Origin of the sequence: Haloterrigena sp. KLK7 (assembly GCF_037914945.1) — an archaeon.
GTDB classification, from domain to species: domain Archaea; phylum Halobacteriota; class Halobacteria; order Halobacteriales; family Natrialbaceae; genus Haloterrigena; species Haloterrigena salinisoli.
This window is the reverse complement of the sequence record NZ_CP149787.1, coordinates 1864496-1882397: the sequence shown is the minus strand read 5'-3', so window position 1 is coordinate 1882397 and position 17902 is coordinate 1864496. Positions and strand designations below refer to the sequence as shown.

Below are 17902 nucleotides of genomic sequence, written 5' to 3'. Positions count from 1 at the left end.
GATCAGCTCACCTCCGTCGTCGTCGCGGCGATTCCGTACTCGGTCACGAGCTTCACCCTGTCCGGCCGGTCGTCCGCGGTGACGGTGATCGAAAGCCGCTCGCCGGGCTGCCAGGACTCTCGACCGGCCGTGCCGTTGACCGTCGCCGTCGTCCACTCGCCGTCGGCTACGAACGCGCCGTCGACGAGCAGATCCGTCGCCGGAACCGTCAGCGTCGTCGAACCGGTGTTGGTCGCGTTCACGGTGAGTGCGCTCCCGTCGTAGCTCGCCGTCTCGAGGTCGATCGCCGTATTGCGCATCTCGAGCGCCCGATCGTCGCGGTCGTCCACGGCCGTCGTGCGCTCCTCGTGGGCCGTCTGGACGACCGGGTAGGCGATCCCGACGGCCACGAGCATGCCGACGAAGAGGATCGCCGTCGCGCCACTGGTGCTGAATCCCACGTTCGGTCACCTCGATCGGGGGGTCACGGCCCCAGCTCCGATTCGGGCGCGCGGTCGGGGTCCGGTTGGACCTCGGCTTTCGTTTCGTGGATCTCCCGGAGCTTCATGATGTACGTGTAGCTGTCGGCGTGATCCTCGGCGGTCAGTTCCTCCGGCGCCGAGCCCGGATCGACGTGCATGTCCAGATCCGGGCCGCTGAGGACGTCCTCGAGGTGCGTCTCGACGTCGTCGCCGATCCAGCCGATCTCGGCGTAGTAGGAGATCGCCCGCAGCGTCGCGGCCGACCCGCCCGTCCGAACCAGCTGGGTGAGCCACTCGAAGACGATGATGTCCGTCGCGTACGTGTCCGCGAGCGTCGACAGCGTCGCGTCGTCCGGATCGTCGTCGGACTCGCCGTCGTCGCTCGAGTCGGCATCGGCGCCCGCGTCGGTTCCGGCGGCGTCCGCCGCTGTCTCTGGCTCGTCGACGCTGTCGGTCGCCTGTACTTCGACGCGCGTATCGTCCGTCTCGTCGCCGTCGTCCTCGTCGAACGGAATCCGTTCGCCGTCCGACGACTGCGCCGCCGCGGCGTCCTCGATCGCGCCCTTGAGGTCGTCGAACGAGACCGTCTCGTCGGTCGTCGGGTCGGCGGCGAGCCGGCTCTCGATTCCGGGCGCGCTCGAGGCGTCGTCGCGGCTCGTCTCGTCCTCGCCGAAGACGCCGAAGCCGCTCTGGGCCTCGCCCTCGCCGGTGAACGGGTTCACGTCGTCGGTCACCTGATCGTAGACGCCCAGCAGGCGCTGGACGCGATCGTTCATCTCCTCGACCTGCTCGGCGACGTGTTGCTGCGAGTCCTGGACCGACCCCAGCTCGTTTTCCTTGTCCTGGAGTTCCGCCTCGAGCTCTTCGATTCGATAGAAGAGGTCGTCGATGTCGTCCTCGTCGTCGCTCGATCCGCGGCCGAAGAAGCCGCTGCCACCGCTGCTACCGCCGCTACTGTCGCTCTCAGTCGACCCGGACTCGGGGTTGGGGTCGGACGGATCGGTCTCTCGAGACTGCGCGTCGGTCACGGACTCGGAATCGGGCTCGCCGTCGAACTCGTCGCTCTCCTCCCGTCGCTGCTCGCGCTGGCGGCCGCGGCGACCGCCGCTGTTCGTGAGGAAGTCTTCGATGAGTTCGCGGAGGGATGCGAGTCCGAAATTCATGGTCTCCTACACGCGCTCGTAACTCGGGAGAACGTTCGTCGCAGTCGACTCGAGGGCGGCAACCGGCTCGAGGACGCCGACAACGGGCGGCGTGTCCCCAGTTACACGTTGCAGACTCATACTACTCCTCAGTAGCGGGTAGGGTCCTAAAGGTGTACGCTCGAGTTCGCGCCGCGTTTCGAGTCGTGAGTCGAGTCTCGATACGCCGCCCGAAATGGTACAGAGCTTGATAGTCCGACTATTCGTTGTCCCGACCGGGGTGCATCCCCAGATACTGTGATGCCACCACTCTCGCCATCCACCGACCCTCGACGGGACACGACCGACGTCCCGTCGCCACGCCCGCGGAGGGAGCGACGGGCTCGGCCCGTCAGGTCGGTGGGGAACGTCCGCATGGATGTGGGCGCTCGAGCGTGTCGCGTGCGGTGTGACGCGTGGGGGCGAGGCCGGCATGCAGGGTGTACGCACTATGTTCGAAGCAATAACAGACAACGAAGAACGTGGCCAGGTGGGTATCGGTACCCTCATCGTGTTCATCGCGATGGTGCTGGTCGCAGCGATTGCAGCAGGGGTACTAATCAATACAGCGGGTGTCTTGCAGAGTCAAGCGTCCGACACCGGCTCCGAAACGCAGGAGGAAGTCGCCAACCAGATCGACGTCGTCCACGCAATTGGTGAGGTCGGCACAAGTGGTGATAATCAGGCAGTCGACAGGGTCAACCTGACGATCAAGAAGTCAGCCGGCTCGAACGCCATCGATCTGACCTCGATGACAGTTCAATACACCAGCGATGACAAATCTAAGACACTTATTCACGGCGGCAATAACGTCACTAACGCTAACGATACTGTCTATACCACTAGTGGAGTTGATACCTACGAGGACAACTCGCTGACGAGCAGCGAACAGCGTGTCGTGCTCACCATTCAGGTGAATGATATTGAGCAGGGTACTGAGGGTGCCGGTGACGCTACAGGGCTCCCCGGTGGCTCCGACGCGACCATCAAGCTGGTCGACCAGTCCGGTGCCCAGTACACGTACGGCGTGAGCGTGCCGAGTACCTTCGGTGACAAGAACGTGGTGGAGGTCTAAGATGTTCGAACCCACCACCGAAAACGATGAGCGCGGTCAGGTCGGTATCGGTACCCTTATCGTCTTCATCGCGATGGTCCTCGTCGCGGCGATCGCGGCGGGTGTTCTGATCAATACTGCCGGTGTCCTGCAGAGTCAGGCATCCAACACCGGCTCCGAGACACAGGAAGAAGTCGCCAATCAAATCGATGTTGTTCACGCAGTCGGAATGACGGACAGCAACGAGAACGTTACGGCACTAAACTTGACTATCAAGAAGTCGGCCGGGTCGAACGCTATCGACATCACGTCGGCGACGGTCCAGTATACGAGCGACAACGAGGACGTTGCACTCACCTACAGCGATACAGCCAATGACATATCCGCTGCGGACGACACGTCGTTCGCAACGAATGGTATCAACGGTAACGACGGTGAGTCACTAATCCAAACCGATGAACGGATGCAAATCCTCATCGACACTGTCGAGATTGAAGGTAGCGGACTGTCAACTGGCTCGGACGCAACGATCAAAATCGTCGATCAGTCCGGCGCGCAGTACACGTACGGTGTGACCGTACCGAACACCTTCGGCGACAAGAGCGTTGTTGAGGTCTAACCACCTCACACACGACTGACAACCAATGACCCCCGATCCACTCGAGCACGACGACGGCGTCCTCGCCCCCGACGAGCTGCAGTTGGAAGACGATCACGTCGAGGAGTTGGGCGAGAACCGTTATCTCGTTCGGTCGGATGGATCCGGCTCGAAGCGCACGGAGATGTCTGGGCCCTCGAGGCCGCAGACGCACCGCCAGCGGACGAGGCGTCCGCTGAGGGTGTCCACGGCGAGTCAGGCGATCACGCACGCACGCATCACGCACTCGCCGACGCGTCCGAACCACACGGGGTCGATATCGCGTTGAAGACCGACGGAGAGATCGCACACCACCGCGCGACGTCCAACGACGTCCGCGAGGTGTTCGTGGACCTCCTGACCTGGTACGCGGGCCAGCTCGACGACGACATGTCGCCCAGCGAGGCGTTGCAGGTCATGCTGGCCGCGTCCGATCTCGAGGTCTGAGCGCCGTCGGCGACACACAAACAGAGAATACAGGAATACGGCGTGTCTCGTTTCGGCGGATTGCGGATTTTCCGCTCCGTTTGCGGATTGCGATCGAGCGGTCGACGAACGTTCTGTTATTACATCCCATTCATCGGATCGCTACTGGCGAGTTGGCGCTGACGGGTCCGATCACGACGTTCCGTATAGAGCGTCGCTCGAGTCGACTCACGGTACGAATCAGTCCGCGACTCAGGGCTCGATATCGTCCGGGTCTTTTTGCGAGTGCCGGCGAGAGCGACTCGTATGCCAACCCATCCCTCCAGCGTCCCCTCGCGCCGACGGTTTCTCGGCGTCGCCGCCGGCACGGTTGCGACGGTCGCGACCGCCGGCTGTCTCGGCGCCCTCGCCGGCGGCTCGTCGGGCATGACGCGAATCGAATCCGAAGACCCGTCCGAACCGCGCGAGGGCTCGCCCGGCGAGTTCTACTACTTCCTCGAGGAGAACGACGTCGCGGTCGACGAACTGCTTCGCGACGGCGACGAACTCTATCTGACCTACCGCTCCGGGGCCGAGACCGTCGAGGAGTCGGACGAGGAGATCACGATCGTCTACGAGATCTACAAGCGAGCGCTTATTCAGCGCGGATCGTCGGTCGAATTCCTCTACGCCGAGATTTCGAACCCGTTCGACGGGCAGGCGGTGGGTTGGGGAATCAACACCGAGTGGATCCGCAAGTACGACGGCCCCGACGGGGACGGCTCGAGCGACGAGTCATCGATCGCCGACGACGTCGAGTCTGAACCCGGCAACGAATCGAACGAATCCGCGGGGAACGAAACGGACGGCAGCGGCAATGTCGATATGGGCCAGGTCACGCTCTGGAACAACATCATGAACTCGAAAGTCTACGAGTCCGACCTCGAGGACGGCGAGGCGGAATCCGACCTCGACAACGGGACCGAGGCCGATGCGAACGACTCCGACGAGAACTAACCGAGACGGCAGTCGAACCCGAACGGTATCGATCACACGGTCCCGAGAACGCACGTCCTCCCGAGTCACAGCCTCGACCGGGATCGGTTGCGGCCGCATCGATCGCCTCTCGGCGTCGGGCAGCGGCTTCGAGTCCCGCTCGCCCTCGATGAGGTCCTTTTTCCACCTCGAGCGCCAATCCCGGCCCATGACCGATGCACGCGCGGAATTTCTGGCCGGCGAGCGGCCGGAGGACGTGGCGCTGTTTCTGGCCGACTCGTACGTCTCCGACGACCGCCTGGCCGAGTTCGGCGAGCGCGTCGAGGACGGCGTCCTGATCGTCGTCGACGGCGAGCGCGGCCGCAACGCCTTCGAGGCGGCGACCGGCACGCAAGCGATGCAGTTCGCCAAGTCCGCAATGGAACTCGAGGGGATCATCGACGACGACCTCACCGGCGGACAGTGTCCGGAGGCGCCGGCCGACGAGGACCACGCGGTCCAGTTCGTCTTCGCCTTCGCCGAGGAACAGAACGAGGACGTCGGCGGCATCTACGCCGAGGGCGACGTCGTCCACGCGTACGCGCGGTGTACGTGCGGCACGGCGTATTCGGACAAGTGGAACGTCCCCGACGCCGACGACTGATTCGGCGGGATCGCCCGCACGCGATTCGCGGGCGGCCCACACGACCGTTTCAGCGGTAAGGCGCACGCTTTTGCGGCCCGAGCGGCTAGATTCGGGCTATGAGCTCGTTCGAAACGCCACACGAGACCGGCCGGGGATTCGGCCTCTCGAGTCGCGAGGTCCGGGTGATCGGCGGCGCGAGCATTCTGATGGCGATCAACGTCGCGGTGATGTACGCCATCGCGACGACGCCGTTAGCGCAGGTCAACGAGTACCTGTTCGCGGCCCCGATCATCGGCGCGGTCGTCTACGGCGCGGCGATCATGGCCGGCCAGTTCGTCGCTCAGCGGGGCGTCGAGGGCGGAAATATGGGAATCGCCTTCGTGGGGATGGTACTCCTGCAACTCGCGTTCGGGATCTTCGGAGCGGGCGTGCTCCGGTTTGCCCCGCGAGAGAGTCAGCTGACGATTCTCGGGATAACGGCGGTCGTCGTCGCGCTCATGACCGCCGGGATCTCCGGCTACGTCTACGCGCGCTCGAAGACGTTCGAGAGCTGGGGGACGTACGCGGGCTACGCGTTCATCGGAGGGCTCGTCGCGATCCTGGTCGGCACGTTCGTCCAGCCCGTCCTGCTGGCCGGGTTCGCCCTGATCTTCCTCGGATTCCTGCTCCGACTGGGCTACGAGATCTGGAAGGTCCGAGACCACCGCGACGCCTCGGTCGCGCTCCAGACGATCGGCGTCTACGTCGCCGTGGCCGGCGTCTTCGTCCACGTCCTGCAGCTCGTGATGCGGTACGTCGCCCAGCGGTAACGGGTACGTTCTCTCAGCGGTACCAAATTTGACGCGAGCAGTCGTACGAAATCGGTGGAAATGTGGATGGGAGTGGGAGCAGCTATTGACGGGGAGGATGCCGGCAGGATGCAGGAGCTCGGGTTCGACACGGCCAAGTGGTTATGAAGGCGATCCTGCCGTACGTAGACGATAGATAGTCTCCCTATTAGTGATCATTCCAAAGTCGTTTGGGATCCCGTGGAGCGAGAGAAGCGGAACCGATAGCAGGAGGACGCTCGCGCTCTCGGATCGGCCGCGACGGCCTCGATCGGCCGTCCGCTTTTCGTCCGCTTCTCCGTCCGCTTACGTCTCGTCGGTCGCCGAATCGGCGTCGGCGTCCTCGCTCTCGTCCGCGACGACCTCGCGGAACGCGTCGAGGATGACCTGTTTCGTCACGGCGCCGCGTGACGTCCAGTGGTTCGCGTAGTCGAGCATGTCGTCGTAGATGTCGGGTTTGCAGCCGGCGGCCTTGGGATGGCCCCCGCCGTTTACCTTCCCCGCGACCTCGTGGCAGCGGTCGAACGCGTCCGTGCCGCGGATCGAGGCGGAGCCGGCGGGTTTGACGACCACCGAGGCGTCGGCGCCCTGCTCGCGCATCCCCTCGGCGACCTCGTTCTGCGAACAGCGACCGTAGGTGACGCCGACCGTATAGTCGCCGATCTCGCGGAACTCCGCGCGGGCCAGCGCTCGGTCGATCAGCGCCTCCTTCTCCTCGCGGCGCTCGGCGAGGTAGTCCCGGACCCACTCGGGGAGGTCGACGCCGTACTCGCGGACGACCTCGACGTACTCCGCGGGATCGGTCCAGTAGGCGTAGTCCGCCAGATCGTCGCTGCGGGGATCCTCGCGCAGCCAGAGGTCGTGGTCCCGCGTCACGGCGGCCAACTCCTCGTACATCGGCGAGAAGTCGTACTCGAGCGAGCGGTAGACGACGTCGGCGGAACACTCCTCGTCGGAGTCGCCGACGACGAGGTCGACGCCGGCGTCGCGGACCGCCTGCGCGACGTCGTCGCCCCACTGGTGGTGGTCGTACCACGCGACGCGGTCCCCGGTCTCGAGGGCCGCGTCGAGTTCCTCCTCGACGTACTCGTACCTGTCCGGCGCGAGATCGCAGACGTAGATATCGATCCCCTCGTCGCCGAACTCGGCGACGCGGGCCAGCGCGTCCTCGACGTCGTGGGGGCTGGCGGGGATCAGCGCCACCTCGTGGGGCGTGGGCTCGGGCTCCTCGAGCGGATCGACGGCCTCGCCGGTGAGTCCCGCCGTCACTTCGTCGGCGTCGTCGACGGCGTCGGCGGCGTCCGCGGCGTCGGTCGGCACGTCGGCGTCAGTAGAGTCGTCAGCGTCGTCCTCGTCGTCCGGTTCCGGGACGTTCCGGATATCGTCGTAGGCCTCGCGGAGCAGGGCGACGCAGGCCAACCCGTCGGCGTCGGGGTCGGCGATGACCGCGACCTCGGCACCCTCGAGGGCGGCCGCGGCCTGCTCGTCCTCGACGTCCTCCTCGAGCGCGTCGGGCAGGAAGAAGCCGGTTCCCGGCAGCACGGACTTGCGGGCGATCGGGAGGTCGCCGCTGTCGATGAGATCTTCGTCCATGGAAACGACTGCGTGACGGGTCCGGAAGTAATCGCCGGTCTCGGCCGTCGAGGCGGCGCACCGTCGGCCTCGAGACGCGATGCCGGTGGGCCGTTGGTCGCCGAGACACGACGGCGTCGCCGCCCGTCGCCCGCCGATCGCGACTCAGGCGGTACCGGCCGCGTCCTCGCCCTCGCCCGCGGGCTCGAGTTGTCGAACCGTCAGGACGGGAACCGGCGAGGTCCGGACGACCCGTTCGGCGACGCTCCCTAACAGGAGGCGGTTCTCGCCGTGGCGACCGCGGGTCCCGGTCGCGATCAGGTCGGCGTCGATCTCGCGGGCGTACTCGCAGATCTGGGCCGCCGGCCGCCCCTCGCGGACGGCGGTATCGATCTCGAGGTCCGCGTCGGTGCGCTCCTCGACGGTGGCGAGCGCGGCGTCGGCGGTCGTCTCGAGGGCGGTCCGCAGTTCGTCCCGGAGCTGCTCGGGTGAGGCGTCGACCTCGCTGGCGTCGACGACCGAGAGGGCGTGGACCTCGGCGTCGAAGCGGTCGGCGAGATCGAGCGCGACGTCGACGGCCCGCTTGACGCTCTCGGAGCCGTCGGTGGCGACCACGACCGTATCGAACATGCACGGGGGTTACGGCCGAGACGGCTTAAACACCGGCGGCTCCGCCCCGCGAGCGGGCGCTCGTGGGATGGCTTTTTTGTGACGGGGGACACACCACCGCGTATGGTCGCCAGCCAGCCGGTTACCGTCGATACCGTACTCGCGCCGGTCGACGGGAGCGAAGAGTCCGCCACCGCCGTCGAGTACGCCGTCGCCGTCGCCGATCGCTACGACGCCGAGGTCCACGCGCTGTACGTGCTCGGCCGCGGCGTCATCCAGGGAATGAACGCCGGCACCCTCGAGGAGGACGCCGTCGCGGAGGACACGCAGGGCTTCTTCGCGGATATCGGCGCCATCGCGGAGGAGGCGGACGTTCCCCTCGTCACGTCGGTCGACGACGGCTTCTCGCAGACGCGCAAGACGCGCCACCCCGGCAGCGTCGTCCTCGACACCGCCGACGCCGTCGACGCCGACTTCATCGTCCTGCCCAGGGAACCGGTCACCGAAACGGCGTCGGCCGAAGTCCTCGAGCGGGCCGCCGAGTACGTGCTCTCCTACGCGAGTCAGCCCGTCCTGTCGGTGTGAGTACGGGAGTGCGATGGCGGAACGCTACGGAGAGCGAGCGACTCGAGGGGATCCGAACCAACGGGACGAACACGGGAATTTTCACCGGCGGCGCTCCGCAGAGCGTCGGCTCTGGACGAGTGACGAACCCCGAGAAGGGATGTGACGGGAAGGATTCGAACCTTCGGCACACCCGTGGAACGGGCGTGTGTTACGCTACACCACCGCCACGCCGACTGCATCCGATACGCCACCGACGTTCTCGATATAAGTGCGGGACGGTTCTCACTCAGCGATTCGCTGGGATACCCACTGGGCTCCGACGAATCACAGACTCCGGAGAAACGTCCGCAGTTCGGCGTATGCAGTGTCGTACTCGTCGTCGAAGACGTGGTGGCCGGCGTTCGGAACGTGGACCAATCGCCCGTCTCGAAGCGAGTCGACCGCGGCGACGTCCTCGAGGCGACGCTCGAGGTCGACGTCGGACCGCAACACGAGCGCCGGACAGGCGATCTCGGAAAACGTCTCCGCGTGAGGTGCGGGGAACTCTTCGCGTGCGAGCCGTCCGGCCGTTTCCGGGCTGCAGTCGAGTGCGCTGAGTGCGAGGCGTCGAGCGTGAACCGGGTCCTCGTTCGGATACTGTTCGACCAACTCCTCGACCGTCGAGTCGACGACCTCCTCCCGTCGTTCTCGTGCCATCGCGACCCGCTCGTCGGGGTCTCGATCGGGTCGCTCGTGGAGCCCGATCGGATCCTCGAGGGCGATCGCTCGCGGGAGATCGGGGTGTCTCGCGGCCGTCCACGCGACGGTCGCCGCGCCCATCGAATGCCCGAGCAGGATCGGATCGTCGAGACCGAGTTCGCGGACGAGGCCGCGCAGATCCGCGATGCGGTCGTCAAGGCGATAGCCGGTCTCGGGCGCGTCCGACCGGCCGTGGCCGCGGGCGTCGTACGCGACCACCTCGTAGTCGGCAGCGAGATCGTCCGCGAGCGGGACCCATCGCAGACCGCTCTCGCCGAACCCGTGTGCCATCACGACGGCCGGTCCGCTACCGGTCCGGTAGTAGCCGAGGTCGACACCGTTCGCGCGGACGGAATCCATCGTCCATCCCTCCGGTAACAGCCGCTCGTACTCCGCCTCCATCGCTACCGGTGTCTCGTTTTCGTGTTGGGTGGGTAATACTAACGGAGGATAACGCGCGTGTCAATTCGTCCGCTCGGGACCGGGCCGATCCCTCGTTCGTCTGCGTCCGTTCCACTCGGTCAGACGGCGGGAAAGCAGTGAGTCACGTACTCGAGCGGACGGTAGCGCAACGGGGTGGTGACTTCTACACTCGGATCGCCATCTCCTGTTCGAAGCTCTCGGTCCCGGTCGCCTCGAAGCCGACCCGCTCGTAGAGCGCGATCGCGGGGTTGTTCCAGCGTTCGACGGTCAGCCAGACCTGTTCGATCCCGATGTCGCTGGCGTGACCGAGCAGGTGCTCGAGCAGTTTCGTCCCGATTCCGGCCCGCTGGTACTCCTGGAGGACGAAGATCGCGAGTTCCCACTCGACGTCGCTTCGGGCCTCGATCGCCGACGGATCGTCGGTGTCGGGGACGAGCATCGCGTGGGCGACGACGTCCTCGCCGTGGTAGGCGACGACGTTGACGCTCTCCTCGGCGATCGTCTCGAGCCAGTTGCGGATGCGGGACTCGCCGGTCGGCGGGATCCCCTGTGCCCGGTCGGTGGGATCGAACGCGACGTACATCTCGACGACGTCCTCGAGGGTCTCCGCGAAGTCGTTCGTGGCCCGGATCTCGATCGATCGACCCTCGCGGTCCTCGGTCGTCGTCGGCGGCGAGGGGAACGGTCCGGCCGGCTCGTCCGGATACGGTCTCGTTCCGGCCATCGTTATCGCACCAGTTTGACGGTCGTCGGGGCGTTCAGCAGGACGAACTCGGTGATCGGACCGAGCTGGATCTTGCCCATCGGACTCAGGGTCCCGCCGCCGATGACGAGCTGGTCGAACTCGCCCTGTTCGGCGTGGTCGACCAGCGCGCTGCCGGGATCGCCCTCGAGCGTGACGATCTCGGCGTCGATCTCGGCCTCGGCCAGCAGCTCCTCGGTCCGTTCGACCATCTCCGCCTGCGAGCGTTTCGACTCGGGCTTCTCGACGATGGCGACGGTGAGGTCGTCCCCGACCTCCCGCGTGCGCTCGATCGTCTGCCGGAGGGTTTTGAGGGATTCGTCGCTCCCGACGAGGCCCACTAAGACGTTCATACCCATGCATGTGCGCCGATGGACGAAAACCGTTGTGCCGCAGTCGGACCGGCGCTTCCTCGAGACGGCGGACCGCGCACTCGCACTCGAGTGCGACCGTGCCAAACGGCACCGCAGACCTTGCGCAGGACGACGACGTTAAGAACGTGTGGTGAGTACGTTGACCGAATGAGTGATGCGGCGCTCGATGTCGTGGAGTTCCTGCTCACGACGAGCGTGTATTCGGACGACCGAACGCTGGACGAGAACGATCTGCCGCCGTCGTATCGCCGCGTGTTCTGGACCGGCGGCGTCGAGAGCGACGGCGACGATGACGAGGAGTCGGGACGCACTCCCGCCGGCATCAGTCGCCCGCTCTCGGTGACGACGACGACGGCCCGGGAGGCGACCGACGTCGACCGACCCTGGGAGGCCGTCTCGGACCTGATGTTCACCGAACGCGACGAGTTTTCGGGGACGATCACCCTCGCCCAGCAGGGAATGGCCGAGCAGTGGTTCGTCGATCGCGTCGACGACGATCGACTGCGCGAGAACCCGACGCTGGCGAAACACTTCGCGGACCACGAGGAGTTCGGCGAGAACTTCGACGTCACCCACGAGGAGGCCCGGGAGCAAAACCGGCCGATCCAGGCCGATCGCGTCTGGATCGACGGTCTCCTCGAGGAGTACTTCGACGAGGAGGAAGACGAGGAGATGCTCGACCTCGTCGAGGTCCGCGCGCCCGAGGAGGTCGACATGTCCCTCGACGACCTCGTCCTCACCGAGGACCAGGAGAACGAACTCGACAAGATCTCCAAGGCGATCGAACACCGCGACTACCTCTCGAACATCGGCCTGCGCGAGATCGGGAAACTGCTGTTCGTCGGGCCGCCGGGCACCGGGAAGACCTCGACTGCTCAGGCGCTGGCCCAGGACATGGATCTGCCGTTCGTCGAGGTCAAACTCTCGATGATCACGAGCCAGTACTTAGGCGAGACCGCGAAGAACGTCGACAAGACCTTCGAGGTCGCCAAGCGGCTGTCGCCGTGTATCCTGTTCATCGACGAGTTCGACTTCGTCGCCAAGACCCGCAGCAGCGACGAACACGCCGCGCTCAAGCGCGCCGTCAACACCCTGCTCAAGAGCATCGACAACATCTCGCTGATCGAGGACGACGTCCTGCTGATCGGCGCGACCAACCACCCCGATCAACTGGACGACGCCGCCTGGCGGCGGTTCGACGAGATCATCAACTTCCCCAAGCCCGACAACGACATGCGGGCGGACATCCTCTCGCTGATCACCCGGCGGATGGAGATCGACGAGTTCGATCCGCAACTCATCGCCGAGGCGACACAGGGGCTGACCGGCAGCGACCTCCGGATGGTGCTCCGCGAGGCCGTCCTCGAGGCCCTGACCGAGGACCGGACGACGCTGACACAGGAGGACCTGCTCAACGCCGTCGAGGAGTTCGAGGAGCGGGACACGCTGAAGAACATGGACATGATGGGCGGCGACCACGACGCGCTGGTCGCCGGCGGCGATCTCGGGAAAGCGAGCGACGGCGGCGAGCCGAGCGGTCACTCGCACGACCACGACCACGATCACGACCACGACCACTGACGCTCTACCGACAGTCACCCGCGACGCGCCGCATCGCGAGTCCCACGACGCGCGGCCGGGCGTAACTGACAACTGCGCGCCCGGCGTCGTTTCCGTATGCGGGATTTCCATAGCCACACGAACTACTCCGACGGGGGATTTCTGCGGGGGATGGTACAGGCCGCCGAGGAGGCCGGCCTCGAGGGAATCGGGCTCACCGATCACTGTACGGTTTCGTCGCGGGAGGAGCCCGCGACCGTCCGGAGCGTCTACGGCTTCAATCTGGACCTGACCTACGAGCGGCGCCGCCGGGCCATCGAGACGCAGCGCGAGCGCGAGGACCTCGCGGTCGAGATCTACGACGGCGTCGAGATGGACTACGATCCGCGCGACGAGAGCGAGATCCGCGACTTTCTCGAGGAGGCAGACTTCGACTACACGATCGGCAGCGTCCACGGCGTCGACGGGCTGAACGTACAGGTACCCGGTAACTTCGCGGAGTTGACCGAGACGGAACTGGACGGGATCGTCGACGACTACTTCGAGAAACTCGTCTCGCTCGTCGAGTCGGAACTGTTCGACGTCGCGGCTCACCTCGATCTGATCGAGCGGACGGCGTCGCTTCGCGGGCGAGCGACGATCGACCACTACGAACGCGTGGCCGAAGCGCTCGCCGACTCCCGGACGATCCCCGAGATCAACGCCGGGCGGGCGGTCTCCGATATGGCGCTCGTCCACCCGTCCGAACCGTTCCTCGAGACGCTGCGATCGTACGACGTGCCCCTCACCGTGGGGTCGGACTCCCACAGCCCGGACGAGATCGGCGAGCGAGCGACCTTCCTCGAGGAGTACCTCGCCGAGCACGGCATCGACCCGGTCGCGCCGCCGGGGCTGGAGTGAGGGGACGCGACGCGCCGACCGCGCCGACTGAGGGAGGGGACGGGAGGCCCGCCCGAGGGGGAATACCCTTTATGCGACGGCTGCTAATCACACCTCGATGAGCGATGGATCGCCACGGGACGACGCGGCGGCCGACGGCAACGCGATCCGTCTGCATCCGCGACGACGAGTCGACGAACACGGCCTCGAGGATCGAATCGCACCACAGCCCGTTCTCGCTCCCGTCGAGACTACTCCGGGGAGGTGGCCGCGTCGATGCGCGTGACCCTGCTCGGCACCGGCGACACCACCGGCACGCCGACCGTCGGCTGCGACTGCGACACCTGCGAGGCCGCCCGCGAGCGCGGCGTCGAGCGCACCCGGTTTTCCGTCCACGTCGAGAACGAGCGGATCGACGAGTCGCTGCTGATCGACTTCAGCCCCGACTTCCGCTATCAGTTCCTCCGGGAGGAGGACCTGTCGCTGCCCGACGCCGCCGTCATCACCCACATCCACTTCGACCACCTCGACGGTCTCGGCAACGTCTTCCGCGTCTTCGACTCGCTTGACGTCTACGCCGCAGACGAGACCGACCCCGAGACCGGGAAGAGCGTCGCGGAGACGGTCCGCGACGACTACCACTACCTCGAGCCGATCACCGTCCGCCCGACGACGCCGCTCGAGACGATTCACGTCTGCGGGTTCGACGTCACCCTGGTGCCGGTCGAACACCCGCCGCTGGTCTGTTACGGGCTCGCGATCGAAGACCCCGTGACCGGGGCGAAGCTGTCGATCTCCGGCGATACGAGCTACAACGTACCCGACGGGTCCCGCGAGGTGCTGGCAGATCCCGACCTGCTGCTGGCCGACGCCATCGTCCCCGCCCACCTCTGTGAGTACCACCCGATCGGCGGCCGCCACGAGACCGACGACGGCGTCCCCCGGACGTTCGGGACGAAACACATGACCCGGGAAGGGGCCCTCGAGTTGGCCGCCGAACTGAACGCCGAACGGACGCGACTGGTCCACCTCGCACACTACTATCCCGTCGACGAGGCGTTCGAGGAGCCGCTGGCGGTCGACGGCGAGCAGTACCGCCTCGAGTAGTCGCTGCGGTCGACGTGCTCGGCGATCGAACGGTCACGAGACCCTGTCGGTCCTGACACTCAAACGTCTCGAGGTGCCGTTGATACCCATGGAGTGGACCAGACGGCGCGTCGTCGGGACGACCGTGGCGACCGCCGCGCTCGCGGGCTGTCTCGGTGAGACCGAGGACGGATCCGATGCCCTCGACGAGTCGAATGGCGCCAACGAGTCGAACGGCACCGACGGATCGGAGGAACCAGCGGAACGCAACGCCTCGGCGGCCCTCGATGACGCCGACCTCGCGGACCGCACCGGGCAGGACGAGGTAACGATCACGGTCGATCCCGAGGGGAACGACTTCGAGCCCGCGGCGTTCGAGATCGATCCGGAGACGCTCCTCGTCTGGGAGTGGACGGGCTCGAGTACGGAACCCTATCCGATCGACATCCCCGAGGGGTGTATCTGGGACCAGGAAGTGGACGAAGAGACGGTCGAGGACCGGTCCGGCGGCGACGAGTTCGATCGCCTCTTTACGGTCCCCGGCGCGTATCGCTACGGCAGCCGCGACGCCGACGGCGAGGAGTTCACCGGCGGGTTCCGGGTCGTCGAGAGCCAGTAGTCGACCGATGCCTTTTTTCGCCCGTTGACCGGCACGGAACGTATGGAGCCAGTCAAAACGGGCGTCCTCGGCTGTGGGACGATCAGCGACGCGTACCTCGGTGCGGACGATCGGTTCGACGCGTACGATATCATCGCCTGCGCCGACATCGACGCGGAGCGAGCGCGGGAAACGGCCGACGAGTACGGCCTGCGGGCGTCCGATCCCGACGGGATGCTCGACGACGACGAGATCGAACTGGTCGTCAATCTGACGCCGCCGTCGGTCCACGACGAGACCTGTCGCGACGTCCTGACGGCGGGCAAGCACGTCTACGTCGAGAAACCGCTGGCCGCGAGCGTCGAGGAGGCCGAGGCGATCCTCGAGACCGCGGCCGCGGAGGGATTGCTGGTCGGATCGGCTCCCGACACGTTCCTGGGTGCGGGGCTGCAGACCGTCCGGTCGGCGATCGACGACGGACTGATCGGCGAGCCGGTGGGCGCGACGGCCGTCTGGGCGTCGGGCGGACACGAGAGCTGGCACCCGTCGCCCGACCTCTACTACCGGCGCGGCGGCGGCCCGCTGTTCGATATGGGGCCGTACTACGTGACGGCGCTGGTCTCCGTGCTCGGCCCCGCCGATCGGGTCACCGGGTCGACCGCCCGCACCGTCGAGCAGCGGACGATCACGAGCGATCCTCGCCGCGGGGAGACCATCGACGTCGACGTCCCCACCCACGAGTCGGGGGTCATCGACTTCGCCGACGGAGCGACCGCGAACGTCCTGATGAGCTTCGACGCGCCCGGGCGATCGACGTTCGCCTCCCCCGCCTTCGAGATCTACGGCACCGAGGGGACGCTCCGGCTCCCGGATCCGAATCGGTTCGAGGGTCCCGTCGAGTTCGCTTCGGGCGACGGCGCGACGGAAGAGGTCGAGTTGACCCACGAGTACACCGACGGACGAGGCGCCGGCGTCGCGGACCTGGCGGCCGCGGTCCGCGGCGACTGGAACCACCGGACGACCGGGTCCCTCGCCGCTCACGTGCTCGAGATTCTCGACGGGATACGCGAGGCGTCGGAAACCGGGAGTCACGTCGCCCTCGAGACGAGCGTCGATCGCCCCGAGCCGCTGCCGCCGGCGTTCCCGGAATCGATCGCGGATTGACTGCAGCTGATATCTAACGCTTGATGAGAGGGAAATCAGACCGCTACGACGATTCGAATTGAAACCGGTGCTCCGAGAGCGTCCGCTGTGCGGAGGCGCGCGCCGTCGGCCGGTCGAGCGTCAGCGAGGACGGCCGACGATATCGTGCGAGGGCTGAGCGAATAGTGCGGGACCGAAGGTCCCGCATACCATGCGAACGGCGTGACACGCCGTGAGCAGACGTAGTGAGCGAAGCGGCTGGGGAGGGTGTGGCGATTCCCTGCCGCCAGCGTGAGCGGACGGTTTCACTGCTTCTGGCCCGGTCATCGAAAACAGCAAACGCTAGCGAGGAGCCGTCGATCGGCCCGACTCAGCCGAACTGATCCAGTCCGGACTGGCGGCGCCGTTTCCCCTCCGGTTCCGCCACCCAGGGCGTTCGGCGGTCGCGCTCGGCCTCGAGGTCGGTTTCGGATTCCGACGCCGAGTCCGACCCTGCCGCGGGCTCGTACCCGTCACACGACGGGCCACACTCCGACTGCGCGTCGACGACGCGCCCCTTCCACGCGCAGTGAGGCAGCGTCGCGCCGCTCGAGTCGTCCGGCCGACAGGCCTCACAGTCGGGGAACCCGTAGGTCCGCCAGCCCTTGCCGTAGGCGCGTTCGGCGATCCGGCGGCGCGCTCGCGCCTTCGCCTCGGCGTCGACGACGGCGATCTCGGTGCGTCCGGGACGGAACTCGAGGGGCTCGATCCCGGGCTCGTCGACGGGAAGCGGCGTCGGCTCGCGGACGACCTCGATCTCGAGCGCGGTGTCGTCGCCGTCGGAACCGCTCGAGTCGCCCGGATCGGCCTCGCGGTGGACGCGCCAGACGCCGACTTCGTCGGGGATCCTGTTCAGGTGCGCGCGCGTGACGTAGCTCTCGGTCGCGAGGACGACCTCGTCGACCAGCGCGAGGCTGACGTCGGTCCGCAACTGGGCCTCGAGGTCGCCGGGTCGCTCGAGGTCGGGTTTGTTCTCGATGCCGACGAGGCGGCCGTACCAGTCGGGGTAGCGAGCGGTCTGACGGACGGAGTCGCGACCGTTGCGGAGTTCGCGTTCGAAGAAGCCGATCTCACAGGCGCGTTCCGTCGCTCGCCGCGCGCGGTTCGGATGGCAGTCGAACGCGTCCGACCGGTAGCGGGCGCGGCCGGTGCCGACGTCGGCCGCGATCGCCGCGTCGGGAATCGTCTCGCTCGTGATCGCGGTGCGCTCGTCGAACTCGGGGCCGGGCTCGACGCAGACGACGTCGAGGATCCGCCCGCCGGGATCAGCGACGCTCGCGCCGAGCTGGCGGGCGACGATCCCCTCGTTGCGCTCCTCGAGGCGGGCACACAGCTCGAGTTCGAACGCGAATTCGCTCACGGACAGTCGGTGGGGACGCGCGAGCA

19 protein-coding genes, 1 tRNA gene and 1 pseudogene are annotated in these 17902 nt (G+C 66.6%); 12 read left to right on the top strand and 9 right to left on the bottom strand.

Going from position 1 to position 17902, the window contains the following annotated elements; genetic code table 11:
- Positions 1-2 precede the first annotated feature (2 nt).
- Together WD430_RS09310 and WD430_RS09305 are read right to left on the bottom strand one after the other, a co-directional pair.
- Positions 3-440 (bottom strand): flagellin, encoded by a 438-nt coding sequence (locus WD430_RS09310; RefSeq protein ID WP_339105744.1) that lies wholly within the window; start codon positions 438-440, stop codon positions 3-5.
- A 23-nt stretch (positions 441-463) separates the two neighbouring features.
- Positions 464-1624, bottom strand: coding sequence for a FlaD/FlaE family flagellar protein (locus tag WD430_RS09305; protein WP_339105743.1), 1161 nt, complete (start codon positions 1622-1624; stop codon positions 464-466).
- Positions 1625-2093: 469 nt separating this feature from the next.
- Between WD430_RS09305 and WD430_RS09300 the strand changes: the two genes are divergently transcribed.
- The 6 genes and pseudogenes from WD430_RS09300 (at position 2094) to WD430_RS09275 (ending at position 6168) form a co-directional block, all read left to right on the top strand.
- Positions 2094-2717, top strand: coding sequence for an archaellin/type IV pilin N-terminal domain-containing protein (locus WD430_RS09300; protein ID WP_339105742.1), 624 nt, complete (start codon positions 2094-2096; stop codon positions 2715-2717).
- Between the two features lies 1 nt (position 2718).
- On the top strand, positions 2719-3315 hold the full coding sequence (locus WD430_RS09295) for an archaellin/type IV pilin N-terminal domain-containing protein (protein WP_339105741.1): 597 nt from the start codon (positions 2719-2721) through the stop codon (positions 3313-3315).
- 25 nt (positions 3316-3340) lie between these two features.
- Positions 3341-3780, top strand: a pseudogene (locus WD430_RS22600) (hypothetical protein).
- A 285-nt stretch (positions 3781-4065) separates the two neighbouring features.
- A complete protein-coding gene (locus WD430_RS09285) occupies positions 4066-4755 on the top strand; it encodes a twin-arginine translocation signal domain-containing protein (RefSeq protein WP_339105739.1) in 690 nt (229 codons plus the stop codon).
- A gap of 187 nt (positions 4756-4942) precedes the next feature.
- On the top strand, positions 4943-5377 hold the full coding sequence (locus WD430_RS09280; RefSeq protein WP_339105738.1) for a DUF5807 family protein: 435 nt from the start codon (positions 4943-4945) through the stop codon (positions 5375-5377).
- Positions 5378-5475: 98 nt separating this feature from the next.
- Positions 5476-6168, top strand: coding sequence for a hypothetical protein (locus WD430_RS09275; RefSeq protein WP_339105737.1), 693 nt, complete (start codon positions 5476-5478; stop codon positions 6166-6168).
- A 324-nt stretch (positions 6169-6492) separates the two neighbouring features.
- On the opposite strand, the gene WD430_RS09270 is transcribed toward WD430_RS09275, so the two are convergent.
- The gene (locus WD430_RS09270) at positions 6493-7779 is read right to left on the bottom strand and encodes a phosphohydrolase (RefSeq protein WP_339105735.1); all 1287 of its coding nucleotides are present in this window, start codon (positions 7777-7779) and stop codon (positions 6493-6495) included.
- Between the two features lie 144 nt (positions 7780-7923).
- Positions 7924-8388 (bottom strand): universal stress protein, encoded by a 465-nt coding sequence (locus WD430_RS09265; protein WP_339105734.1) that lies wholly within the window; start codon positions 8386-8388, stop codon positions 7924-7926.
- A gap of 102 nt (positions 8389-8490) precedes the next feature.
- Between WD430_RS09265 and WD430_RS09260 the strand changes: the two genes are divergently transcribed.
- On the top strand, positions 8491-8952 hold the full coding sequence (locus WD430_RS09260) for a universal stress protein (RefSeq protein ID WP_339105733.1): 462 nt from the start codon (positions 8491-8493) through the stop codon (positions 8950-8952).
- 140 nt (positions 8953-9092) lie between these two features.
- Here the strand turns inward: WD430_RS09260 and WD430_RS09255 are convergent.
- From WD430_RS09255 to WD430_RS09240, 4 genes are all read right to left on the bottom strand, one after another.
- Positions 9093-9162 (bottom strand) — tRNA-Gly (locus WD430_RS09255).
- 96 nt (positions 9163-9258) lie between these two features.
- On the bottom strand, positions 9259-10074 hold the full coding sequence (locus WD430_RS09250; protein WP_339105732.1) for an alpha/beta hydrolase: 816 nt from the start codon (positions 10072-10074) through the stop codon (positions 9259-9261).
- 184 nt (positions 10075-10258) lie between these two features.
- Positions 10259-10819, bottom strand: coding sequence for a GNAT family N-acetyltransferase (locus tag WD430_RS09245; protein WP_339105731.1), 561 nt, complete (start codon positions 10817-10819; stop codon positions 10259-10261).
- 2 nt (positions 10820-10821) lie between these two features.
- Complete coding sequence (locus WD430_RS09240) at positions 10822-11190, bottom strand: universal stress protein (protein ID WP_339105730.1); 369 nt, start codon at positions 11188-11190, stop codon at positions 10822-10824.
- Between the two features lie 168 nt (positions 11191-11358).
- Here WD430_RS09240 and WD430_RS09235 point away from each other — a divergent pair, with 168 nt between their 5' ends.
- The 5 genes from WD430_RS09235 to WD430_RS09215 all read left to right on the top strand — a co-directional run bounded on the left by WD430_RS09235 (position 11359) and on the right by WD430_RS09215 (position 16498).
- A complete protein-coding gene (locus WD430_RS09235) occupies positions 11359-12792 on the top strand; it encodes an ATP-binding protein (protein ID WP_339105729.1) in 1434 nt (477 codons plus the stop codon).
- A gap of 96 nt (positions 12793-12888) precedes the next feature.
- Entirely contained in the window at positions 12889-13671 is a 783-nt protein-coding gene (locus WD430_RS09230; RefSeq protein WP_339105728.1) for a histidinol-phosphatase HisJ family protein, read from the top strand.
- A gap of 255 nt (positions 13672-13926) precedes the next feature.
- Positions 13927-14757: an MBL fold metallo-hydrolase gene (locus tag WD430_RS09225; protein ID WP_339105727.1), complete on the top strand. Its 831-nt coding sequence runs from the start codon at positions 13927-13929 to the stop codon at positions 14755-14757.
- Positions 14758-14845: 88 nt separating this feature from the next.
- A complete protein-coding gene (locus WD430_RS09220; RefSeq protein WP_339105726.1) occupies positions 14846-15355 on the top strand; it encodes a hypothetical protein in 510 nt (169 codons plus the stop codon).
- 42 nt (positions 15356-15397) lie between these two features.
- The gene (locus WD430_RS09215) at positions 15398-16498 is read left to right on the top strand and encodes a Gfo/Idh/MocA family oxidoreductase (RefSeq protein WP_339105725.1); all 1101 of its coding nucleotides are present in this window, start codon (positions 15398-15400) and stop codon (positions 16496-16498) included.
- Between the two features lie 349 nt (positions 16499-16847).
- On the opposite strand, the gene WD430_RS09210 is transcribed toward WD430_RS09215, so the two are convergent.
- Entirely contained in the window at positions 16848-17876 is a 1029-nt protein-coding gene (locus tag WD430_RS09210; protein WP_339105724.1) for a DUF5787 family protein, read from the bottom strand.
- Positions 17877-17902: the final 26 nt, after the last annotated feature.

Coding starts and splice junctions, on each gene's coding strand:
- WD430_RS09305 (WP_339105743.1), bottom strand. CDS start 1,624: ATGAATTTCGGACTCGCATCCCTCCGCGAACTCATCGAAGACTTCCTC.
- WD430_RS09300 (WP_339105742.1), top strand. CDS start 2,094: ATGTTCGAAGCAATAACAGACAACGAAGAACGTGGCCAGGTGGGTATC.
- WD430_RS09295 (WP_339105741.1), top strand. CDS start 2,719: ATGTTCGAACCCACCACCGAAAACGATGAGCGCGGTCAGGTCGGTATC.
- WD430_RS09285 (WP_339105739.1), top strand. CDS start 4,066: ATGCCAACCCATCCCTCCAGCGTCCCCTCGCGCCGACGGTTTCTCGGC.
- WD430_RS09280 (WP_339105738.1), top strand. CDS start 4,943: ATGACCGATGCACGCGCGGAATTTCTGGCCGGCGAGCGGCCGGAGGAC.
- WD430_RS09275 (WP_339105737.1), top strand. CDS start 5,476: ATGAGCTCGTTCGAAACGCCACACGAGACCGGCCGGGGATTCGGCCTC.
- WD430_RS09270 (WP_339105735.1), bottom strand. CDS start 7,779: ATGGACGAAGATCTCATCGACAGCGGCGACCTCCCGATCGCCCGCAAG.
- WD430_RS09265 (WP_339105734.1), bottom strand. CDS start 8,388: ATGTTCGATACGGTCGTGGTCGCCACCGACGGCTCCGAGAGCGTCAAG.
- WD430_RS09260 (WP_339105733.1), top strand. CDS start 8,491: ATGGTCGCCAGCCAGCCGGTTACCGTCGATACCGTACTCGCGCCGGTC.
- WD430_RS09250 (WP_339105732.1), bottom strand. CDS start 10,074: ATGGAGGCGGAGTACGAGCGGCTGTTACCGGAGGGATGGACGATGGAT.
- WD430_RS09245 (WP_339105731.1), bottom strand. CDS start 10,819: ATGGCCGGAACGAGACCGTATCCGGACGAGCCGGCCGGACCGTTCCCC.
- WD430_RS09240 (WP_339105730.1), bottom strand. CDS start 11,190: ATGAACGTCTTAGTGGGCCTCGTCGGGAGCGACGAATCCCTCAAAACC.
- WD430_RS09235 (WP_339105729.1), top strand. CDS start 11,359: ATGAGTGATGCGGCGCTCGATGTCGTGGAGTTCCTGCTCACGACGAGC.
- WD430_RS09230 (WP_339105728.1), top strand. CDS start 12,889: ATGCGGGATTTCCATAGCCACACGAACTACTCCGACGGGGGATTTCTG.
- WD430_RS09225 (WP_339105727.1), top strand. CDS start 13,927: ATGCGCGTGACCCTGCTCGGCACCGGCGACACCACCGGCACGCCGACC.
- WD430_RS09220 (WP_339105726.1), top strand. CDS start 14,846: ATGGAGTGGACCAGACGGCGCGTCGTCGGGACGACCGTGGCGACCGCC.
- WD430_RS09215 (WP_339105725.1), top strand. CDS start 15,398: ATGGAGCCAGTCAAAACGGGCGTCCTCGGCTGTGGGACGATCAGCGAC.